The following is a 15,482-nucleotide window of genomic DNA, read 5'->3' as shown; positions in this document are numbered from 1 at the left end:
ACGTGTCCCTCCATGAGTGGGCGGCCCGCGGCCCAGACCGCTCGCGTCACGATCGATAATGCCCAGACGGGGTGATCCATAACGCCCCGCGGACGGTGCGCACCCGCTAATCTGATGACCGCGGCCCGGGGCACATTCACTCGGCATGAGGCAGTGAGCGGTTTCCACCGTTCGGGGTGTGAGAAAAGCACCGACGTGTTTCGGCCTACCGCGTCGGAGGGAAAACCCGAGGCGGCAGCTGCGCCGCTCACACCGAATCAGCATAATCTCCGCATAATAAAGTCTGGATACTGCCTTGCCGGCAATAGTAGTGACGGCTAGTGGAATCACCGCGTGAACACGTGTCGTATAAACTCCGCGGACGAGGCAGAGAGTTGACGCACCGGCTCAGTCACCGGCCTCCTCTGGCCCCGCACGCCGACAGCGCCGTCTGCACCCGCCCACGCTCCACCGTGTCTCCGAAGTGAGAGGCGACCCACTATGCCCCTGCATGTTCCTCCGGCCCCCGCGCCCGCGCTGAGAAGCGTCCTCGCGGCACTCGGTTCACCCACCGCGGTCCGCGAGGCCCGAACACCTGCCCTGCGGTCGGCCCACGGCCCCCTGAGCCCCGAACACCCGCTCCCCGTACACATGCTGGACCGCGGCGGGCCGGGCGGACTCGCACCCACCACCCGGCTCACCGCCTGGCGCTTCCAGATCCGCGGCGCGGAGCGGGCGATCGCCGCGGCGGACACCATGCTCACCCCCGACGGCTGGACGTTCTCGCACTTCTTCGAGGGCCCCTACATCGCCTCGACGGAACTCGCCCTGCGCCAGGCGGAGGCGGCGAGCACGCACTACCAGCCGAGGCTGCTGTCCATTCCGGAGCTCTACATGCTGGCGCTGTGGCTGCACGAGGACACCGAGGCCGACGCGTCCACCGGGTCCCCCGCCCCGGCCGATCTACTGGTACCACTGGCTCCCGCCCCTCCGGGCATCGCGGCACACCGTCCGCACCAGGTCGCCGAGCTGCTTCCCGTGATCACCACCCGCATCACGCCCGGCCCCGGCCCCCTGCTCGGCTCCCCGGCCTGACCTCCGGCCGCCCCCCACTTCACTGTGCCCCGCCTCCGATTCCGGTGGCGGGGCACAGTGCGCGCGGCAGCGCGCGGGGGACAGTGCGCGGGGGCGCGTTCGCGCCCCATCCGGACTAGCCCCATCCGGCCACCCCGAACCACCCGAATTGACAGGGCAGTTGCGTTGAACCGTCCGGCCGGGTGACGCGTCATGAGAGGAGAAGCAGCGCTGCCGCGAAATCCCTGCGGATTGACGCCCGTGGGGCAACACTGGGACCGGACCGATCGATACGGGGGGCGGCCATGAACACCTCTTCAAGCCGCAGGACACTCAACTCAACGCAGCGAAAGAACCCAGCCATGTGTCAGCACCAGCCACCCTGCCCCACAGCCGACTCAGCCGACCGGGAGGCAGCACGCCCGGTGGCACACCATCCGGAACAGGGCTGGAGCCTGCTGTGCAACGGCGTCCTGCTCTTCGAGGACACCGGTGAGCTGCTCCCGGACGGGCAGATCATCGCGCCCCACCGGCCGCTGGAAACGGGCCGGGTGGTGAAGGCCGCCTGACCGGGGCGGACAGGCGGATACGGGGAGGGGCCGGCCCGGAGAGATCTCCGAACCGGCCCCGACGCAGTCGCGCGTCACACGGCGACGTCCATGACGTCGGTCCCGTCAGTTGTCGTACTCGTCCAGCGGCGGGCAGGAGCAGACGAGGTTACGGTCACCGAACGCACCGTCGATCCGGCGCACCGGCGGCCAGTACTTGTCCGCGGCGGTGACCCCGGCCGGGAAGACCGCCACCTCACGGCTGTAGCCGTGCGCCCAGTCCCCGCCCAGCGCGGCCGCCGTGTGCGGGGCATTGGCCAGCGGGTTGTCGTCCGCGCCCCACTCGCCGGAGGCCACCTTCTCGATCTCGCCGCGGATGGCGATCATCGTGTCGCAGAAGCGGTCCAGCTCCGCGAGGTCCTCGCTCTCGGTCGGTTCGATCATCAGCGTGCCGGCCACCGGGAACGACATGGTCGGCGAGTGGAAGCCGTAGTCGATGAGCCGCTTGGCCACGTCGTCGATGCTGACACCGGTCGCCTTGGAGATCGGCCGCAGATCCACGATGCACTCGTGCGCGACGAGCCCGGCCGGGCCGTTGTACAGAATCGGGTAGTGCGGCTCCAGCCGCTTGGCGATGTAGTTCGCGGCGAGGACGGCGACCTGCGTCGCACGCTTCAGGCCCTCCCCGCCCATCAGGCGTACGTACGCCCAGGAGATCGGCAGGATGCCCGCAGAGCCCCACGGCGCGGCCGAGATCGGGCCGACCCCCGTCTCCGGACCGGCGGCGGGCTGCAGCGGGTGGTTCGGCAGATACGGCGCCAGGTGCGCGCGCACCCCGACCGGGCCGACGCCGGGGCCGCCGCCGCCGTGCGGGATGCAGAAGGTCTTGTGCAGGTTCAGGTGCGAGACGTCGCCGCCGAAGTGGCCCGGCTTGGCGAGCCCGACCAGCGCGTTGAGGTTGGCGCCGTCCACGTACACCTGGCCGCCCGCGTCGTGCACCTCCGCGCAGATGTCCGCGACGTGCTCCTCGAAGACACCGTGCGTCGACGGGTAGGTGATCATGAGCACGGCCAGCTCGTCGCGGTGCTGCTCGATCTTGGCGCGGAGGTCCTGGATGTCGACCTCACCGTCGTCGGCGGTCTTCACCACGACGACCCGCATACCGGCCATCACCGCACTGGCCGCGTTGGTGCCGTGCGCGGAGGACGGGATCAGGCAGACGGTCCGCCCCTCGTCACCGTTGGCACGGTGGTACGCCCGGACAGCCAGCAGCCCGGCGAACTCGCCCTGTGAGCCGGCGTTCGGCTGGATGGACACCGCGTCGTAGCCGGTGACCTCGGCGAGACGCTCCTCCAGCTCACGGATGAGCGTCAGGAAGCCCTGGGCCTGCCCGGCCGGCGCGAAGGGGTGCAGCGCACCGAACTCGGGCCAGGTGATCGACTCCATCTCGGCGGTCGCGTTCAGCTTCATGGTGCAGGAGCCGAGCGGGATCATGCCGCGGTCCAGCGCGTAGTCGCGGTCGGCGAGCTTGCGCAGGTAGCGCAGCATCGCGGTCTCGGAACGGTGCTGGTGGAAGACCGGGTGGGTCAGCACGTCGTCGGAGCGCAGCAGCCGCTCGGGCAGCGCGTCGGCGGTCGTGGCGTCCAGCGCCTCGATGTCACCGCTGACACCGAAGGACGCCCAGACGGACGCGATCTCGGTACGCGTGGTGGTCTCGTCACAGGCGAGCGAGACGAGGTCGCCGTCGACGAGGCGCAGGTTCACACCGCGCTCGCGGGCGTCGGCCACGACCTCGGCGGCCCGGCCGGGCACCCGGACGGTGAGCGTGTCGAAGTGTGCGGCGGTGACGACGTCCACGCCGCCGGCCCGCAGGCCCTGGGCGAGGATCGCGGCGTAACGGTGGGTGCGCCGCGCGATCGTCCGCAGCCCGTCGGGGCCGTGGTAGACGGCGTACATGCCGGCCATCACGGCGAGGAGCACCTGGGCGGTGCAGATGTTGCTGGTGGCCTTCTCGCGGCGGATGTGCTGCTCGCGGGTCTGGAGGGCCAGCCGGTAGGCCTTGTTGCCGTCCGCGTCCACGGAGACGCCGACGAGACGGCCCGGCAGGCTGCGGGCGAACTTCTCGCGGACGGCCATGAAGCCGGCGTGCGGTCCGCCGAAGCCCATCGGCACGCCGAAGCGCTGCGTGGTGCCCACCGCGATGTCCGCGCCCAGCTCCCCGGGCGAGGTGAGCAGGGTGAGCGCCAGCAGGTCGGCGGCGACGGTGACGATCGCGCCCAGCTCGTGGGACTGCTCGATGACGGGCCGCAGATCGCGCACGGCTCCGGAGGCGCCCGGGTACTGCAGCAGTACGCCGAAGACGCCGCGCTCGGCGATCTCCGCCGGGATGCCGTCGGTCAGGTCGGCGACGACGACCTCGACACCGGTCGGTTCCGCGCGGGTCCGGATCACGGCGACGGTCTGCGGGAGGGCTTCGGCGTCGACCAGGAAGACGCCGTTCTTCACCTTGCCGACGCGCCGCGCCAGCGCCATCGCCTCCGCGGCGGCGGTGCCCTCGTCGAGCAGCGACGCACCGGAGGTGGGCAGTCCGGTCAGGTCCGCGACCATCGTCTGGAAGTTCAGGAGGGCTTCGAGACGGCCCTGGGAGATCTCCGGCTGGTACGGCGTGTAGGCCGTGTACCAGGCGGGGTTCTCCATCACGTTGCGCAGGATCACCGGCGGGGTGAACGTGCCGTAGTAGCCGAGCCCGATCATCGGGGCCAGCACCTGGTTGCGGTCGGCGAGCGCACGCAGCTCGGCCAGCACCTCGGCCTCGGTGCGGGCCGTCGGAAGCCGCAGCGCCTCTGCGCTCCGGATGACATCGGGCACCGCGGCGGCGGTGAGCTCGTCGAGCGAGCCGTAACCGACCTGGGCGAGCATCTTCGCCTGCGCCGCGGCGTCGGGACCGATATGACGCTGCTCGAACGGGATCCCCTGTTCGAGCTGGGAGAGCGAAGTGCGGCTGGGGGTCATGGTGGAGGCCTCCTGGTCTGTCACGACCTGCGAGGGGCACCGCGGCGCGGGGTGCCCGAACGGCCTCCCCCTCTGTCATCTCAACCTGAGAGCTTCACCGGTGCCCATTGCGTGCACCGGCTTTCACCGTCGGTGAGGGAGGGACCCACTCGGCACCCGGCCGTGCGGAGCCCGCCCTGCTTTCCAGAGTGACCTCGTCCGTGCGGTACGGGGGCCTGAGAGATTCCGGGGAGGATTTGCTCCTTCGGCGCCTCCGGATTCGCTCCGGAGGACTCTCCCGCACGGGGTAAGCAGCCGCCTCCAGCCTACCAGCGGGGTGCCCGGCAGAGTTTTCGAGTGGCCAACCCCACGGTTCTGCACTTCTGTGGTTCCTGTGGAGTACCCGCGACCCGTGGGAGGGACCGTGCAGACCGACATCGATCCGCGCAGCCTGATCGGCCGCAAGGCCTTCGACCGCGAGGGCACCAAGATCGGAACCGTGGACGAGGTCTACCTCGACGACGCGACCGGTGTGCCGGAGTGGGCGGCCGTACGCACCGGGCTGTTCAGCCGGGACGCCTTCGTTCCGCTGGAACCCAGTGAATTCGTCGAGGACACCCTCCGCGTCCCCTTCGACCGCGCGCTGATCAGGGACGCACCCGACTTCGGGGTCGGCCGGCACCTCTCGCCGGAACAGGAACTCCAGCTCTACCGGCACTACGGTCTGGACTCCCCGCCGGAGGAGACCGCCCCCGACCGGGACTTCGGCAGGCTGGCCGGCCAGGACGAGTAGTCGGCCGGGTCCCGCACGAGCGGCAGCGGATCGGCCGGCCGGAGTTCCGGATCGTCGACGCGGAACGTACGCACCCGGCCGGGCGCCGATTCCGGCTCCTCGAAGCGCACGGTGACCCGGCCGACCCCGCTGCCCTGCACCCAGCCGTGGCCGTGGGTGTCGTGCCGCACGTCGTGTCCGGCCGGCCAGCGCCGGGCGGCGAGCTGCTCGGCGCTCTCCGGTTCCGGCTCCGCGGGCTGCGGACCGGCCTCGACCGCTCCGGTGTCCCCGACGGCCTCCGCGCCACCGGCCGGCCCGGCGGCGGCGAGGGCTGCGGCGAGCCCGGCCGCGGCGCGCTCGTCGGCCGCCTGCGCGAACAGGTCCTCCTGGGTGTAGTCGGCCAGCCCGGTGACGCCCACTCCCAGCAGCCGCACTCCCCCGGTGGTGTCCACCGACTCCAGCAGCCGCGCCGCGGCCTCCCGGACCACCGTGGGATCGTCGGTGGGCCCGCGCAGCGTCTCTGAGCGGGTCAGGGTCGAGAAGTCGTACCGCCGCACCTTCAGCACCACGGTCCGGCCCGAGCGCTCCGCCGCGCGCAGCCGCTGGACGCACCGGTCGGCGAGCCGCTCGACCTCGCTCCTGACGCGGACCCGGTCGTGCAGGTCCGTGTCGAAGGTGTCCTCGACCGAGACCGATTTCGCGTCGCGCTCGGCGACGACCGGCCGGTCGTCGTGGCCGGAGGCCATCCGGTGCAGTGAGCTGCCGTGCGCCTTGCCCAGCAGCCGTACGAGCTCCGCCTCGCCCGCCTCGGCCAGATCGTCCACCGTGGTCATCCCGGCGCGCCGCAGATGGTCCGCGGTGGCCGGTCCGACGCCGGGCAGCGTGCGCACCGGCATGGGCGCGAGCATCTCCCGCTCGGTACCCGGCTCTATCAGCATGATCCCGTCCGGCTTCGCCTCCTCCGAGGCGATCTTGGCCAGCATCTTGGAGCCCGCCAGACCGACGGACCCGCTGAGCCCGGTGACCGCCTCGATCGCCTCGCGCAGCTGCTCGCCGATGGCCAGCGCGGACGCCGTGTCGTCCGCGGTGCCGCCCGCCTCCAGGTCGACGAAGGCCTCGTCCAGGCTCAGTGGCTCCACCAGCGGCGACAACCTACCTAGCAGCTCCATGACCTGGTCGCTGACCGCCCGGTACAGCGCGAAGCGCGGGACGAGATACGCGGCGTTCGGCGCCAGCCGTCTGGCCTGCGCCATCGGCATGGCCGAGTGGACCCCGAAACGCCGGGCCTCGTACGAGGCGGTGGCGACGACCCCGCGCGGACCCAGCCCGCCCACCACGACCGGTTTGCCGCGCAGGCTCGGCTTCGACGCCTGCTCCGCGGAGGCGTAGAAGGCATCCATGTCCAGATGCAGGATGGTCGGCGCGGCTCTCACATCAACCGATGCTGCCCCATGGCACTGACAATCGCCGGACGGCGACCGCCCGCCGGCCCCGGACACCCCGGAACCGGCCGGATCTCACTGGATCAGCCTGCCCTGTTGCGACGTCGGGCGAGCTCATCGGCGGGGTTGTTCCCGATCAGCGTCTCGCCGGTGTCCACCCGCTCGCCGTGCAGTTGTGACAGCGCGGCGTCGACGTCCCGCCAGACCACCCCCACGGCGATACCGAAGACGCCCTGACCCCCTTGGAGCAGCTCCACGACCTCGGCGGGCGAGGAGCACTCGTAGACCGTCGCGCCGTCGCTCATCAGCGTCATGCGCTCCAGGTCCTGGAACCCGCGGGCCCGCAGGTGCTGGACCGTGGTGCGGATGTTCTGCAGGGCCACCCCGGTGTCGAGGAAGCGCTTCACGATCTTCAGCAGGACGACGTCCCTGAAGCTGTAGAGCCGTTGTGTGCCCGACCCGTAGGCCGGACGGACGCTCGGCTCGACCAGGCCGGTGCGGGCCCAGTAGTCGAGCTGTCGATAAGTGATGCCCGCCGCCGCGCATGCCGTCGGCCCCCGGTAGCCGATGTCCTTGGCCGATGCCACGCCGCCCCCCGCCACCGCAGCCGGTACAGCCGGCTGCCTGATGGTCTGGTCGGCTGAACTCCCCTGCTGCGGATACGGCCCACCCACTGCCGCACCGTCGCCGCTGCTTCCCACGCCGACCTCCGTCCTTGACCTGCCCACTCGAAGGTAGGCAGTCACCCGGGGTGCGTCAACGATCGCCACACTCGGCACGCCGAGTGATAATCACCCTGAGGGTGGTTTCCCGTGACTCTCGACCGGGAAAGGCTTGTCGGATGCGCTGACGGCGCCCCTTCGGGACGTCACTGGCTGTTCGTGCCGAAGTCCTCCGGCGAGATCTGGTCGAGGAATTCGCGGAACTTCTCCACCTCGTCCTCCTGCTCGTCGGGAATCGCGATTCCCGCGTCGTCGAGCACCCCGTCACTGCCGTAGATCGGCGTTCCGGTACGCAGGGCGAGCGCTATGGCGTCGGACGGCCGCGCACTCACCTCGACTCCGCTCGCGAAGACCAGCTCCGCGTAGAAGACCCCTTCCCTGAGGTCCGTGATCCGGACCTCGGTGAGCTCCTGGCCCACGGCCTCAAGCACATCCTTGAAGAGGTCATGGGTCAGCGGCCTCGCCGGAGCCATGCCCTGCTGGGCGAAGGCGATCGCGGTCGCCTCGCCAGGACCGATCCAAATGGGGAGGTACCGGTCGCCTCCCACTTCACGCAGGAGCACGATCGGCTGGTTGGAGGGCATTTCCACCCGGACACCCACAACGTCGAGCTCGTTCACACAGCAACCCTAGGACGTGCTCGGCAGGTTTGGGTAGTCGGGGCCCACGCGGATCAGTGGAGTCTGATCTGGAGCGCGGTCTGCACGAGGGCCGAATGCAGCCGTACGGAGAGCTCCGCCAGCTCCTTCGCGGTGGCCTCCGCATGGGCTCTGGTCTGCGGATTCCGGTGCCGGCGCAGGGGTGCGACCACTTGCTCGATCAGCCCGGCCTCCCGGTCCGCGGCCGCCCGCATAGCACGCAGATGCCGCGGTTCCAGACCGAATCGGCCCAGATCCGCCACGAGCCTGGCGACGGTGACCGCCTCCGCGTCGTATCCGCCGTCGGCCGACGGCACGACCAGGCCGTAGGACTCCCACGCGTCGAGGTCGCTCTCTGTGACCTCCGCGGCAGCGAGCAGCTCGGCCCGGCCGATGCGGGCGGCGGTGGCCCGGCCCGTCCCGCCGGTCCAGCTGCCGTCGGTGAAGTCCCGCTCACTGTCCGGGGCCGGCAAGGGGGCGCGCTCGCCCCGGGCGACGGCGTCCAGGTGCTCGCGGATGACCTTGAGCGGAAGGTAGTGGTCCCGCTGCATCCGCAGCACCTGGGCGAGCCGCTCGACGTCGTCGTGGCGGAACTTGCGATAGCCGGAAGGTGTCCGCTGCGGCTCGACGAGCCCCTCCGCCTCCAGAAACCGGATCTTGGAGATGGTGACTTCGGGGAACTCGTCCCGCAGCCGCAGGAGCACCGTGCCGATGCTCATCGGGCGGTCGTCTGCCGTGGCGGTGCCGTTTCCGGCACCGCCCGTCGGTGTTCTCAGCATGGACCTTCCTCGGGGTCCCCCCGACGGAGTCAGGGGCGGTCAGATGGCCCGCTGGCTCGCGTAGAAGACCAGCCGGTACTTGCCGATCTGCACTTCGTCGCCGTTGGACAGCGCGACGGAATCGATGCGCTCACGGTTGACGTACGTGCCGTTGAGGCTGCCCACGTCCCCGACCGTGAAGCTGCCGTCGGGACTCCGGCGGAACTCCACGTGGCGGCGCGAGACCGTCACGTCGTCGAGGAAGATATCGCTCTGCGGGTGGCGGCCGGCCGTGGTCAGCTCACCGTCCAGCAGGAAGCGGCTGCCCGAATTCGGACCGCGACGCACCACCAGGAGCGCCGAACCGAGCGGCAGGGCATCCACAGCGGCCTGGGCCTCGGGCGAGAGCGACGGCGCCGACGTCTGACCGGTGGCCTCCGCCTCGTAGGCCTCAAGGCCCGAGATGGAGATGGTCGACGTCGTCTCCGAGGCCCGCTCGGGGACCCCGCCCCTCAGCGGCGCGCCGCAGTTGGAGCAGAAACGGCTGGCTTCGGCATTGCGATGGCCGCACCTCGTACAGACCGGCATGGACGCGCCCTCCTGCCTCGGGGTGAACCCTCCACCCGTACCTGAGGTTGAAGGTTCTCCGAAACCTATGCGGCCGGGACCAGCGGGGTCAACAGACGACGCGCCCGAATTGTCACCCCCCGGGCCTCCCACCTGATCGCGGAAGAGCGGGCGCTCGGAGCCCTGCTCGTCGGCTTGACCATTGCGCGGCGCGCGATGGCGGGCAGCCTCATCGCGTGCGCTCTTGCCGAACAACTTTCCAAACAACTTCACGGGCGATTCCCCTTGACCGAAACAGACCCGCCCGTGGGGCAGGACGAACCCTGAATGAACACACCTGCCGACCCGGACATCTTCACAACGTCCGTATCTACTCGACAGTTTCCACCACGCGCCACCAATACGATGCGGCGACCCCCCGCAACCTTCTGCCCGTGTCCCCAGACGCCCACGCGTCCCGGTTTCACTGGGCCGACGACCGAGCGTAGTCAGGCCGCTCCGCCGGTCGCAAGGCGTTCACGACAATGTCCTCGGCCTGCGACACATGCACGGTGGCCTGCTCCTTCTCCAGCGTCTGCACCACGCCTCCCGGGATGTTCAGCGCCGGCTCCAGATCCTGCGGCTTGCCGATGACCTTGAAGACGTACGGGGCCGAAATCTTCCGCCCGTCGACCTTGATGGCGCCGCCGTCACCGGAGAAGTACGTATTGGCCACCACCCGCACGCCGTTGACCTCGATGGCCTCGGCGCCGGCGGCCCGGAGCTCCTGGAGCGCGTCGAGCAGCTTGTCGGCCTCGACCGCGTCACCCGGGTCGTTGACGGTGAGGGTGATTCCCGGGCCGTGCGCCGCCACCGTGCCCGCGAGGATGCCGAGTTGACGTTCCTTCTCGACGGTCTGCTTGCGGGCCTCCTCCGCCTGGTCGGAGCTGTTCTCCAGCTCCGTGCGCTGGTCCTCCAGGCGCTGCTTCTCGTCCTCAAGCCGCTGCGAACGGTCGTCCACCTCGTCGAGGATACGGACCAGGTCCTCCTGGCGCGCGCCACGCAGAGCGCTGTTGTCGCTGTTGGACCGCACCTGGATCGCAAGCCCGAGGCCCAGGACGAACAGCAGTACCGCGACGATGAGTTGGGCGCGGGTGACCCGCGGGGGCCAGATGCCGGCGATCAGCCGCTGGCGTCCGGTGAGCTCCTTGGGCGCGTCCACGGGCCGCTCGCCGGGCTGTTCCCGGTCGCCGGTGAATTCCTCGTCGTTGCTCATCGGCCTCAGGCCCGGAAGACGTGCCGGCGGATGGCGGCGGCGTTGGAGAAGATCCGGATACCCAGGACGACCACCACACCGGTGGAGAGCTGGGCGCCGACGCCCAGCTTGTCGCCCAGGAAGACGATCAGGGCGGCCACGACCACGTTCGAGAGGAACGAGACGACGAAGACCTTGTCGACGAAGATTCCGTCGAGCATCGCCCGCAGGCCGCCGAAGACGGCGTCGAGAGCGGCCACGACGGCGATCGGGAGGTAGGGCTCGACCACCGCCGGCACTTCGGGCCGGACCAACAGTCCGACCACGACTCCCACGACGAGGCCCAGTACGGCGATCACGATGTGCCCTTCCCTGTGTCTGCCGCACCACTGCCGGTGTCTGCGGCCTTATAAGGCTCTGCTGTCCGTACGATCAGGCTCGGGGCGGCCGGGAGGTTCACCTTCTCCTGGACGGAGATGCTCGTCCTGATGTCGAAGGTGTCCTTCAGCGCCTGCAGATACTGGCCGTCGGCGCTGTCACGGAAGGCGGCAGCGAGCTTCTTCCCGTCCCCCACCGCGAGCACCGAGTACGGCGGCACGAGCGGTTTGTTGTCGACCAGTATGGCGTCGCCGGCGGCCCGGATCGCCGACAGGGCGGTCAGACGCTGCCCGTTGATGGCGATCGCTTCGGCGCCGGACTGCCACAAGCCGTTGACGACCCGCTGCATATCCCGGTCCCGGACCCGTCCGGTGTCGGAGAAACCACTGGTCTCACGCGGCCCGCCGCCGCCCTGGTCGGTGTTCTTCGCGTCATCGACGACCAGTTTCACGCCGGGGCCGTACACGGCGGTCGCACCGGAGAGGAGCGCCACCAGCTCCGCCTGGTCGCCGCCGTGTTTTTCCAGAGCTTTGCGCTGGCGCCTGCCGACATCGTCACGGACCTTCTCGACCTGGTCCTCAAGGGTGTCGGCCGCGTCGGTCTCCGCGTCGATCCGGTCGATCAGCTCTTCGCGTTCCTTGGCGAGGACCGGCGCGGAGACCCGTGCCTGCGCGGCACCCAGAGTGACAACGAGCGCGGCCAGCACCAGGCACGCCGCGAAGCCCAGCTTCGCCTTGAGCGTACGGGGCAGGCCGGCCCGGCCGTCGGCCTCGCGACGGGCCGATGCCTCGGCGTATCCGTCGTCCAGGCTGTGGTCCATCACATTGGTCAGCAGCGACATGGACGCGTCGGGGCGCGCGGGCGGCGAGGCCTTACTCCGATCGGGGGGCTGCTGCGACATGCCGCACATCGTCGCACGTCGCAGCAGCTACCGCCGAATGGCCCCACCGGAGTGACGGGAGGCGCCGGGGTTCAGTCGCCCGAGCTCTCGACGATCGTCGACCACTCGTCCAGCAGGGCCTGCGCAGACGCGTCGTCCGGCCCCTCCGCCCACAGATGGGTAACCGCTTCCGCCCGGTCGGGCAGCACCATCACCCAGCGACCGTCCGCCTCGACGACCCGCACACCGTCCGTCGTGTCGACGTCACGGTCTCCCGCGGCCTCGACGACCCGGCGCATCACCAGCCCCTTCACGGCCCACGGAGTCGCCAGATCACGGCGCAGCACATGAGCACGCGGGATACGTGCGTCGATCTGGCTGAGCGTGAGCTGTGTCCTCGCCACCAGCCCGATGAGCCGCACGAAAGCGGCCGAGCCGTCGAAGACGCTGCTGAATTCCGGAACGATGAAGCCGCCCCGGCCGTCTCCACCGAAGATGGTGCCTTCCTCGCCTCCGACCCGGGTCAGGTCGTCGGGCGAGGTCGTCGTCCACTCGACCTGGGTGCCGTGGTACGCGGCCACCTGCTCGGCGATCCGGGTGGTGGTCACCGGCAGCGCCACCCGTCCGCTGCGCCGCTCTGCGGCGACGAGGTCGAGCATGACGAGCAGGGCCCGGTCGTCTTCGATGATCCGGCCGCGCTCGTCGACCAGGGAGAGCCGTTCGCCGACCGGGTCGAACCGGACGCCGAAGGCTGCCCTGGCCGAGGAGACGATCTCCCCGAGCCGCACCAGCCCGGACCTCCGGGTCTCGGCGGACTCGGTGGGACGCGACTCGTCCAGCCCCGGATTGATGGTCAGCGCGTCCACACCGAGCCGCCCGAGCAGGCTGGGCAGAACAAGCCCCGCGCTGCCGTTGGAGGCGTCGACGACGACCTTGAGCCCGGCGTCGGCGATTCCGGCGGTGTCCACGTTCCGCAGCAGGGATCCGGTGTACGAGTCGAAGACGCTGGACGGGAAGTGCAGGTCGCCGATCTCGCCGGGGAAGGCTCGGCGGTACTCCTGCCGGGCGTAGACGCGGTCCAGCTTCCGCTGCTGGGCCTGGGAGAGGTCCGCACCGCTGGCGTCGAAGAACATGATGTCGACGGAGTCGGGGACACCCGGCGACGTGCGGATCATGATGCCGCCGGCGCTGCCCCGAGCGGTCTGCTGACGCGCCACGGGCAGCGGTACGTTCTCCAGGTCGCGGACATCAATGGCGCTGGCCTGAAGTGCCGAGATCACCGCGCGCTTGAGCGCTCGGGCGCCTCGGGAGTGGTCACGCGCGGTGGTGACCGTCGACCCCTTCTTCAGCGTCGTTGCGTACGCCCCGGCCAGCCTGACAGCCAGTTCCGGCGTGATCTCGACGTTCAGGATTCCGGAGACACCGCGTGCTCCGAACAGATGAGCCTGTCCGCGCGACTCCCAGATCACCGAGGTGTTGACGAACGCGCCTGCCTCAATGGTCTTGAAGGGGTAGACACGGACGTTGCCCTGAATGATCGATTCCTCGCCGACCAGGCATTCGTCGCCGATGACAGCGCCGTCCTCGATCCGGGCGGCACGCATGATGTCGGTGTTCTTGCCGATGACACAGCCACGCAGATTGCTGTGGTCACCGATGTACACGTTGTCGTGCACCACGGCCTTGTGCAGGAACGCCCCGCTCTTCACGACGACGTTCGACCCGATGACCGTGTGTTCACGGATCTCGACCCCGGCCTCGACCTTGGCGTAGTCACCGATGTAGAGAGGGCCGCGGAGTACCGCGTCAGGGTGTACTTCCGCGCCTTCGGCCACCCATACGCCGGGCGAGATCTCGAAGCCGTCGATCTCCACGTCGACCTTGCGCTCAAGAACGTCGGCCTGGGCCTTCACGTAGCTCTCGTGCGTTCCGACGTCCTCCCAGTAGCCCTCGGCGACATAGCCGTAGATGGGCTTGCCTTCCTTCATGAGCTGCGGGAAGACGTCTCCGGACCAGTCCACGGAGACATCGGCCTCGACGTAGTCGAAGACCTCGGGCTCCATCACGTAGATGCCCGTGTTGACGGTGTCCGAGAAGACCTGGCCCCAGGTGGGCTTCTCCAGGAACCGCTCGACCTGACCCGCCTCGTCCACGATCGTGATGCCGAATTCCAGCGGATTCGGGACACGGGTGAGGCAGACCGTGACCAGGCCGCCCTTTTCCTTGTGGAAGGCGATGAGGTCACTGAGATCGAAGTCGGTGAGAGCGTCCCCTGAAATGACGAGGAAGGTGTCGTCCTTCAATGCCTCTTCGGCATTTTTCACACTGCCCGCGGTGCCGAGCGGTTTCTCCTCGTTGGCATAGCTGAGCTCCATTCCGAGCTCTTCGCCGTCACCGAAGTAGTTCTTCACCAGGGACGCGAGAAACTGGACGGTCACAACCGTCTCACTGAGCCCGTGCCGCTTGAGCAGCCGAAGCACATGCTCCATGATCGGCCGATTGGCTACGGGCAGGAGCGGTTTGGGCATGCTTGAGGTCATGGGGCGAAGGCGAGTGCCTTCACCACCAGCCATCACGACGGCCTTCATGTCGGAAACGTCCTCCTCGAAGAGACGACGGTCTAGCCGACTTCACCCGTCAGGGCAGCATCTGTGTCATCAGCCGCGGGCCGGCCACGCTGCGCGGCACCGCATCAACAGGCTCAGTCGGCTACTGCATCCGCCTTCACAAGCCGGCGGACCTGAACCACGTAAAGCACTCCTGCCCACCAGTAGAGCGTTGTACCCCATACTGCGAACGCCCATCCGAAAACAGAGGCCAGCGTTGCAAGCCAACCACCTCCGTCGCTGAGCAGCAACAAGGGGAACGCGTACATCAGATTGAACGTAGCCGCCTTGCCCAGGAAGTTCACCTGGGGCGGCGGATAGCCGTGCCGGCGCAGGATTCCCACCATCACGAGAAGCATCAGCTCGCGCGCGAGTAGCGCTGCGGTGAGCCAGAGCGGCAGGATCTCCCGCCAGGTCAGCCCGACAAGGGTCGAAAGAATGTAGAGCCGGTCGGCGGCCGGGTCGAGTAGTCGCCCGAGGCTGCTGATCTGGTTCCAGCGACGCGCCAGCTTTCCGTCCAGGTAGTCGCTGATACCGCTGAACATCAATACGAGCAACGCCCAGCCATCGCTCTTGGGCCCGCCGAACTCAGGGCGGAGAATCAGCCACAGGAAGACAGGTACGCCGACGAGGCGAGCCATGCTGAGGATGTTGGGGATGGTGAGTACCCGGTTCGTCTGAACGCGGGTCTCCTGGACCTCCACCCGGGGGCCTCCTGTGAAGAACGTGCCAATGATGCCTCCTGACCCTACCCTCAGGGCCGGCCGGCAGGTGCACGGGGGTCCCCGGAACCTGGTCGGGAACGCAGAAAAGCCCCGTGCCACAAGGGCACGGGGCTTAACTATTTAAAAGGAGTTCGGCGGCGTCCTACTCTCCCACAGGGTCCCCCCTGC

General features: G+C 69.2%; 14 protein-coding genes and 1 riboswitch. Of the genes, 3 read left to right on the top strand and 11 right to left on the bottom strand.

What is annotated here, in order from left to right; genetic code table 11:
• Positions 1 to 480 precede the first annotated feature (480 nt).
• Both ACFVQ0_RS22910 and ACFVQ0_RS22905 read left to right on the top strand, forming a co-directional pair.
• The gene (locus ACFVQ0_RS22910) at positions 481 to 1,074 is read left to right on the top strand and encodes a hypothetical protein (RefSeq protein ID WP_390090800.1); all 594 of its coding nucleotides are present in this window, start codon (positions 481 to 483) and stop codon (positions 1,072 to 1,074) included.
• Between the two features lie 341 nt (positions 1,075 to 1,415).
• Positions 1,416 to 1,622, top strand: a complete 207-nt coding sequence (locus ACFVQ0_RS22905) for a DUF5999 family protein (protein ID WP_390090798.1) — start codon at positions 1,416 to 1,418, stop codon at positions 1,620 to 1,622.
• 105 nt (positions 1,623 to 1,727) lie between these two features.
• Here the strand turns inward: ACFVQ0_RS22905 and gcvP are convergent, their stop codons facing one another.
• Positions 1,728 to 4,613 (bottom strand): aminomethyl-transferring glycine dehydrogenase, encoded by a 2,886-nt coding sequence (gene gcvP, locus ACFVQ0_RS22900; protein WP_390090796.1) that lies wholly within the window; start codon positions 4,611 to 4,613, stop codon positions 1,728 to 1,730.
• A 193-nt stretch (positions 4,614 to 4,806) separates the two neighbouring features.
• Positions 4,807 to 4,903: riboswitch (glycine riboswitch) on the bottom strand.
• A 113-nt stretch (positions 4,904 to 5,016) separates the two neighbouring features.
• Here gcvP and ACFVQ0_RS22895 point away from each other — a divergent pair.
• On the top strand, positions 5,017 to 5,385 hold the full coding sequence (locus ACFVQ0_RS22895; RefSeq protein ID WP_390090795.1) for a PRC-barrel domain-containing protein: 369 nt from the start codon (positions 5,017 to 5,019) through the stop codon (positions 5,383 to 5,385).
• Here ACFVQ0_RS22895 and ACFVQ0_RS22890 read toward each other — a convergent pair.
• The 10 genes from ACFVQ0_RS22890 to ACFVQ0_RS22845 form a co-directional block, all read right to left on the bottom strand.
• The gene (locus tag ACFVQ0_RS22890) at positions 5,310 to 6,797 is read right to left on the bottom strand and encodes a DNA polymerase IV (protein ID WP_390090794.1); all 1,488 of its coding nucleotides are present in this window, start codon (positions 6,795 to 6,797) and stop codon (positions 5,310 to 5,312) included. The two genes, ACFVQ0_RS22895 and ACFVQ0_RS22890, sit on opposite strands and share 76 nt — an antisense overlap.
• Before the next feature lie 92 nt (positions 6,798 to 6,889).
• Positions 6,890 to 7,507 carry a MerR family transcriptional regulator gene (locus tag ACFVQ0_RS22885; RefSeq protein ID WP_390090792.1) on the bottom strand — a complete coding sequence of 206 codons (618 nt, stop codon included), beginning with the start codon at positions 7,505 to 7,507 and terminating at the stop codon, positions 6,890 to 6,892.
• Between the two features lie 167 nt (positions 7,508 to 7,674).
• Positions 7,675 to 8,148, bottom strand: a complete 474-nt coding sequence (locus ACFVQ0_RS22880; RefSeq protein ID WP_006123076.1) for a bifunctional nuclease family protein — start codon at positions 8,146 to 8,148, stop codon at positions 7,675 to 7,677.
• Positions 8,149 to 8,201: 53 nt separating this feature from the next.
• A complete protein-coding gene (locus ACFVQ0_RS22875; RefSeq protein WP_390090790.1) occupies positions 8,202 to 8,945 on the bottom strand; it encodes a MerR family transcriptional regulator in 744 nt (247 codons plus the stop codon).
• Positions 8,946 to 8,984: 39 nt separating this feature from the next.
• On the bottom strand, positions 8,985 to 9,893 hold the full coding sequence (locus tag ACFVQ0_RS22870; RefSeq protein ID WP_390091353.1) for an FHA domain-containing protein: 909 nt from the start codon (positions 9,891 to 9,893) through the stop codon (positions 8,985 to 8,987).
• 61 nt (positions 9,894 to 9,954) lie between these two features.
• Entirely contained in the window at positions 9,955 to 10,746 is a 792-nt protein-coding gene (locus ACFVQ0_RS22865) for a DUF881 domain-containing protein (RefSeq protein ID WP_390090788.1), read from the bottom strand.
• Positions 10,747 to 10,751: 5 nt separating this feature from the next.
• Positions 10,752 to 11,084, bottom strand: coding sequence for a small basic family protein (locus ACFVQ0_RS22860; protein WP_003970459.1), 333 nt, complete (start codon positions 11,082 to 11,084; stop codon positions 10,752 to 10,754).
• Complete coding sequence (locus tag ACFVQ0_RS22855; RefSeq protein WP_390090786.1) at positions 11,081 to 12,004, bottom strand: DUF881 domain-containing protein; 924 nt, start codon at positions 12,002 to 12,004, stop codon at positions 11,081 to 11,083. Before ACFVQ0_RS22855 ends, ACFVQ0_RS22860 begins: the two co-directional genes overlap by 4 nt.
• Positions 12,005 to 12,075: 71 nt before the next feature.
• Positions 12,076 to 14,571, bottom strand: coding sequence for a sugar phosphate nucleotidyltransferase (locus ACFVQ0_RS22850; protein ID WP_390090784.1), 2,496 nt, complete (start codon positions 14,569 to 14,571; stop codon positions 12,076 to 12,078).
• Positions 14,572 to 14,684: 113 nt separating this feature from the next.
• Positions 14,685 to 15,293: a CDP-alcohol phosphatidyltransferase family protein gene (locus tag ACFVQ0_RS22845; protein WP_390090782.1), complete on the bottom strand. Its 609-nt coding sequence runs from the start codon at positions 15,291 to 15,293 to the stop codon at positions 14,685 to 14,687.
• Between the last annotated feature and the right edge of the window lie 189 nt (positions 15,294 to 15,482).

Source organism: Streptomyces sp. NPDC057900 (genome assembly GCF_042887885.1).
Taxonomy (GTDB): domain Bacteria; phylum Actinomycetota; class Actinomycetes; order Streptomycetales; family Streptomycetaceae; genus Streptomyces.
This window is presented reverse-complemented; position numbering and strand designations above follow the sequence as displayed.

Excerpts from the sequence above, each read along its gene's own strand:
- ACFVQ0_RS22865 (WP_390090788.1), bottom strand. The coding sequence starts at position 10,746 with ATGAGCAACGACGAGGAATTCACCGGCGACCGGGAACAGCCCGGCGAG.
- ACFVQ0_RS22850 (WP_390090784.1), bottom strand. The coding sequence starts at position 14,571 with ATGAAGGCCGTCGTGATGGCTGGTGGTGAAGGCACTCGCCTTCGCCCC.
- gcvP (WP_390090796.1), bottom strand. The coding sequence starts at position 4,613 with ATGACCCCCAGCCGCACTTCGCTCTCCCAGCTCGAACAGGGGATCCCG.
- ACFVQ0_RS22910 (WP_390090800.1), top strand. The coding sequence starts at position 481 with ATGCCCCTGCATGTTCCTCCGGCCCCCGCGCCCGCGCTGAGAAGCGTC.
- ACFVQ0_RS22855 (WP_390090786.1), bottom strand. The coding sequence starts at position 12,004 with ATGTCGCAGCAGCCCCCCGATCGGAGTAAGGCCTCGCCGCCCGCGCGC.
- ACFVQ0_RS22905 (WP_390090798.1), top strand. The coding sequence starts at position 1,416 with ATGTGTCAGCACCAGCCACCCTGCCCCACAGCCGACTCAGCCGACCGG.
- ACFVQ0_RS22875 (WP_390090790.1), bottom strand. The coding sequence starts at position 8,945 with ATGCTGAGAACACCGACGGGCGGTGCCGGAAACGGCACCGCCACGGCA.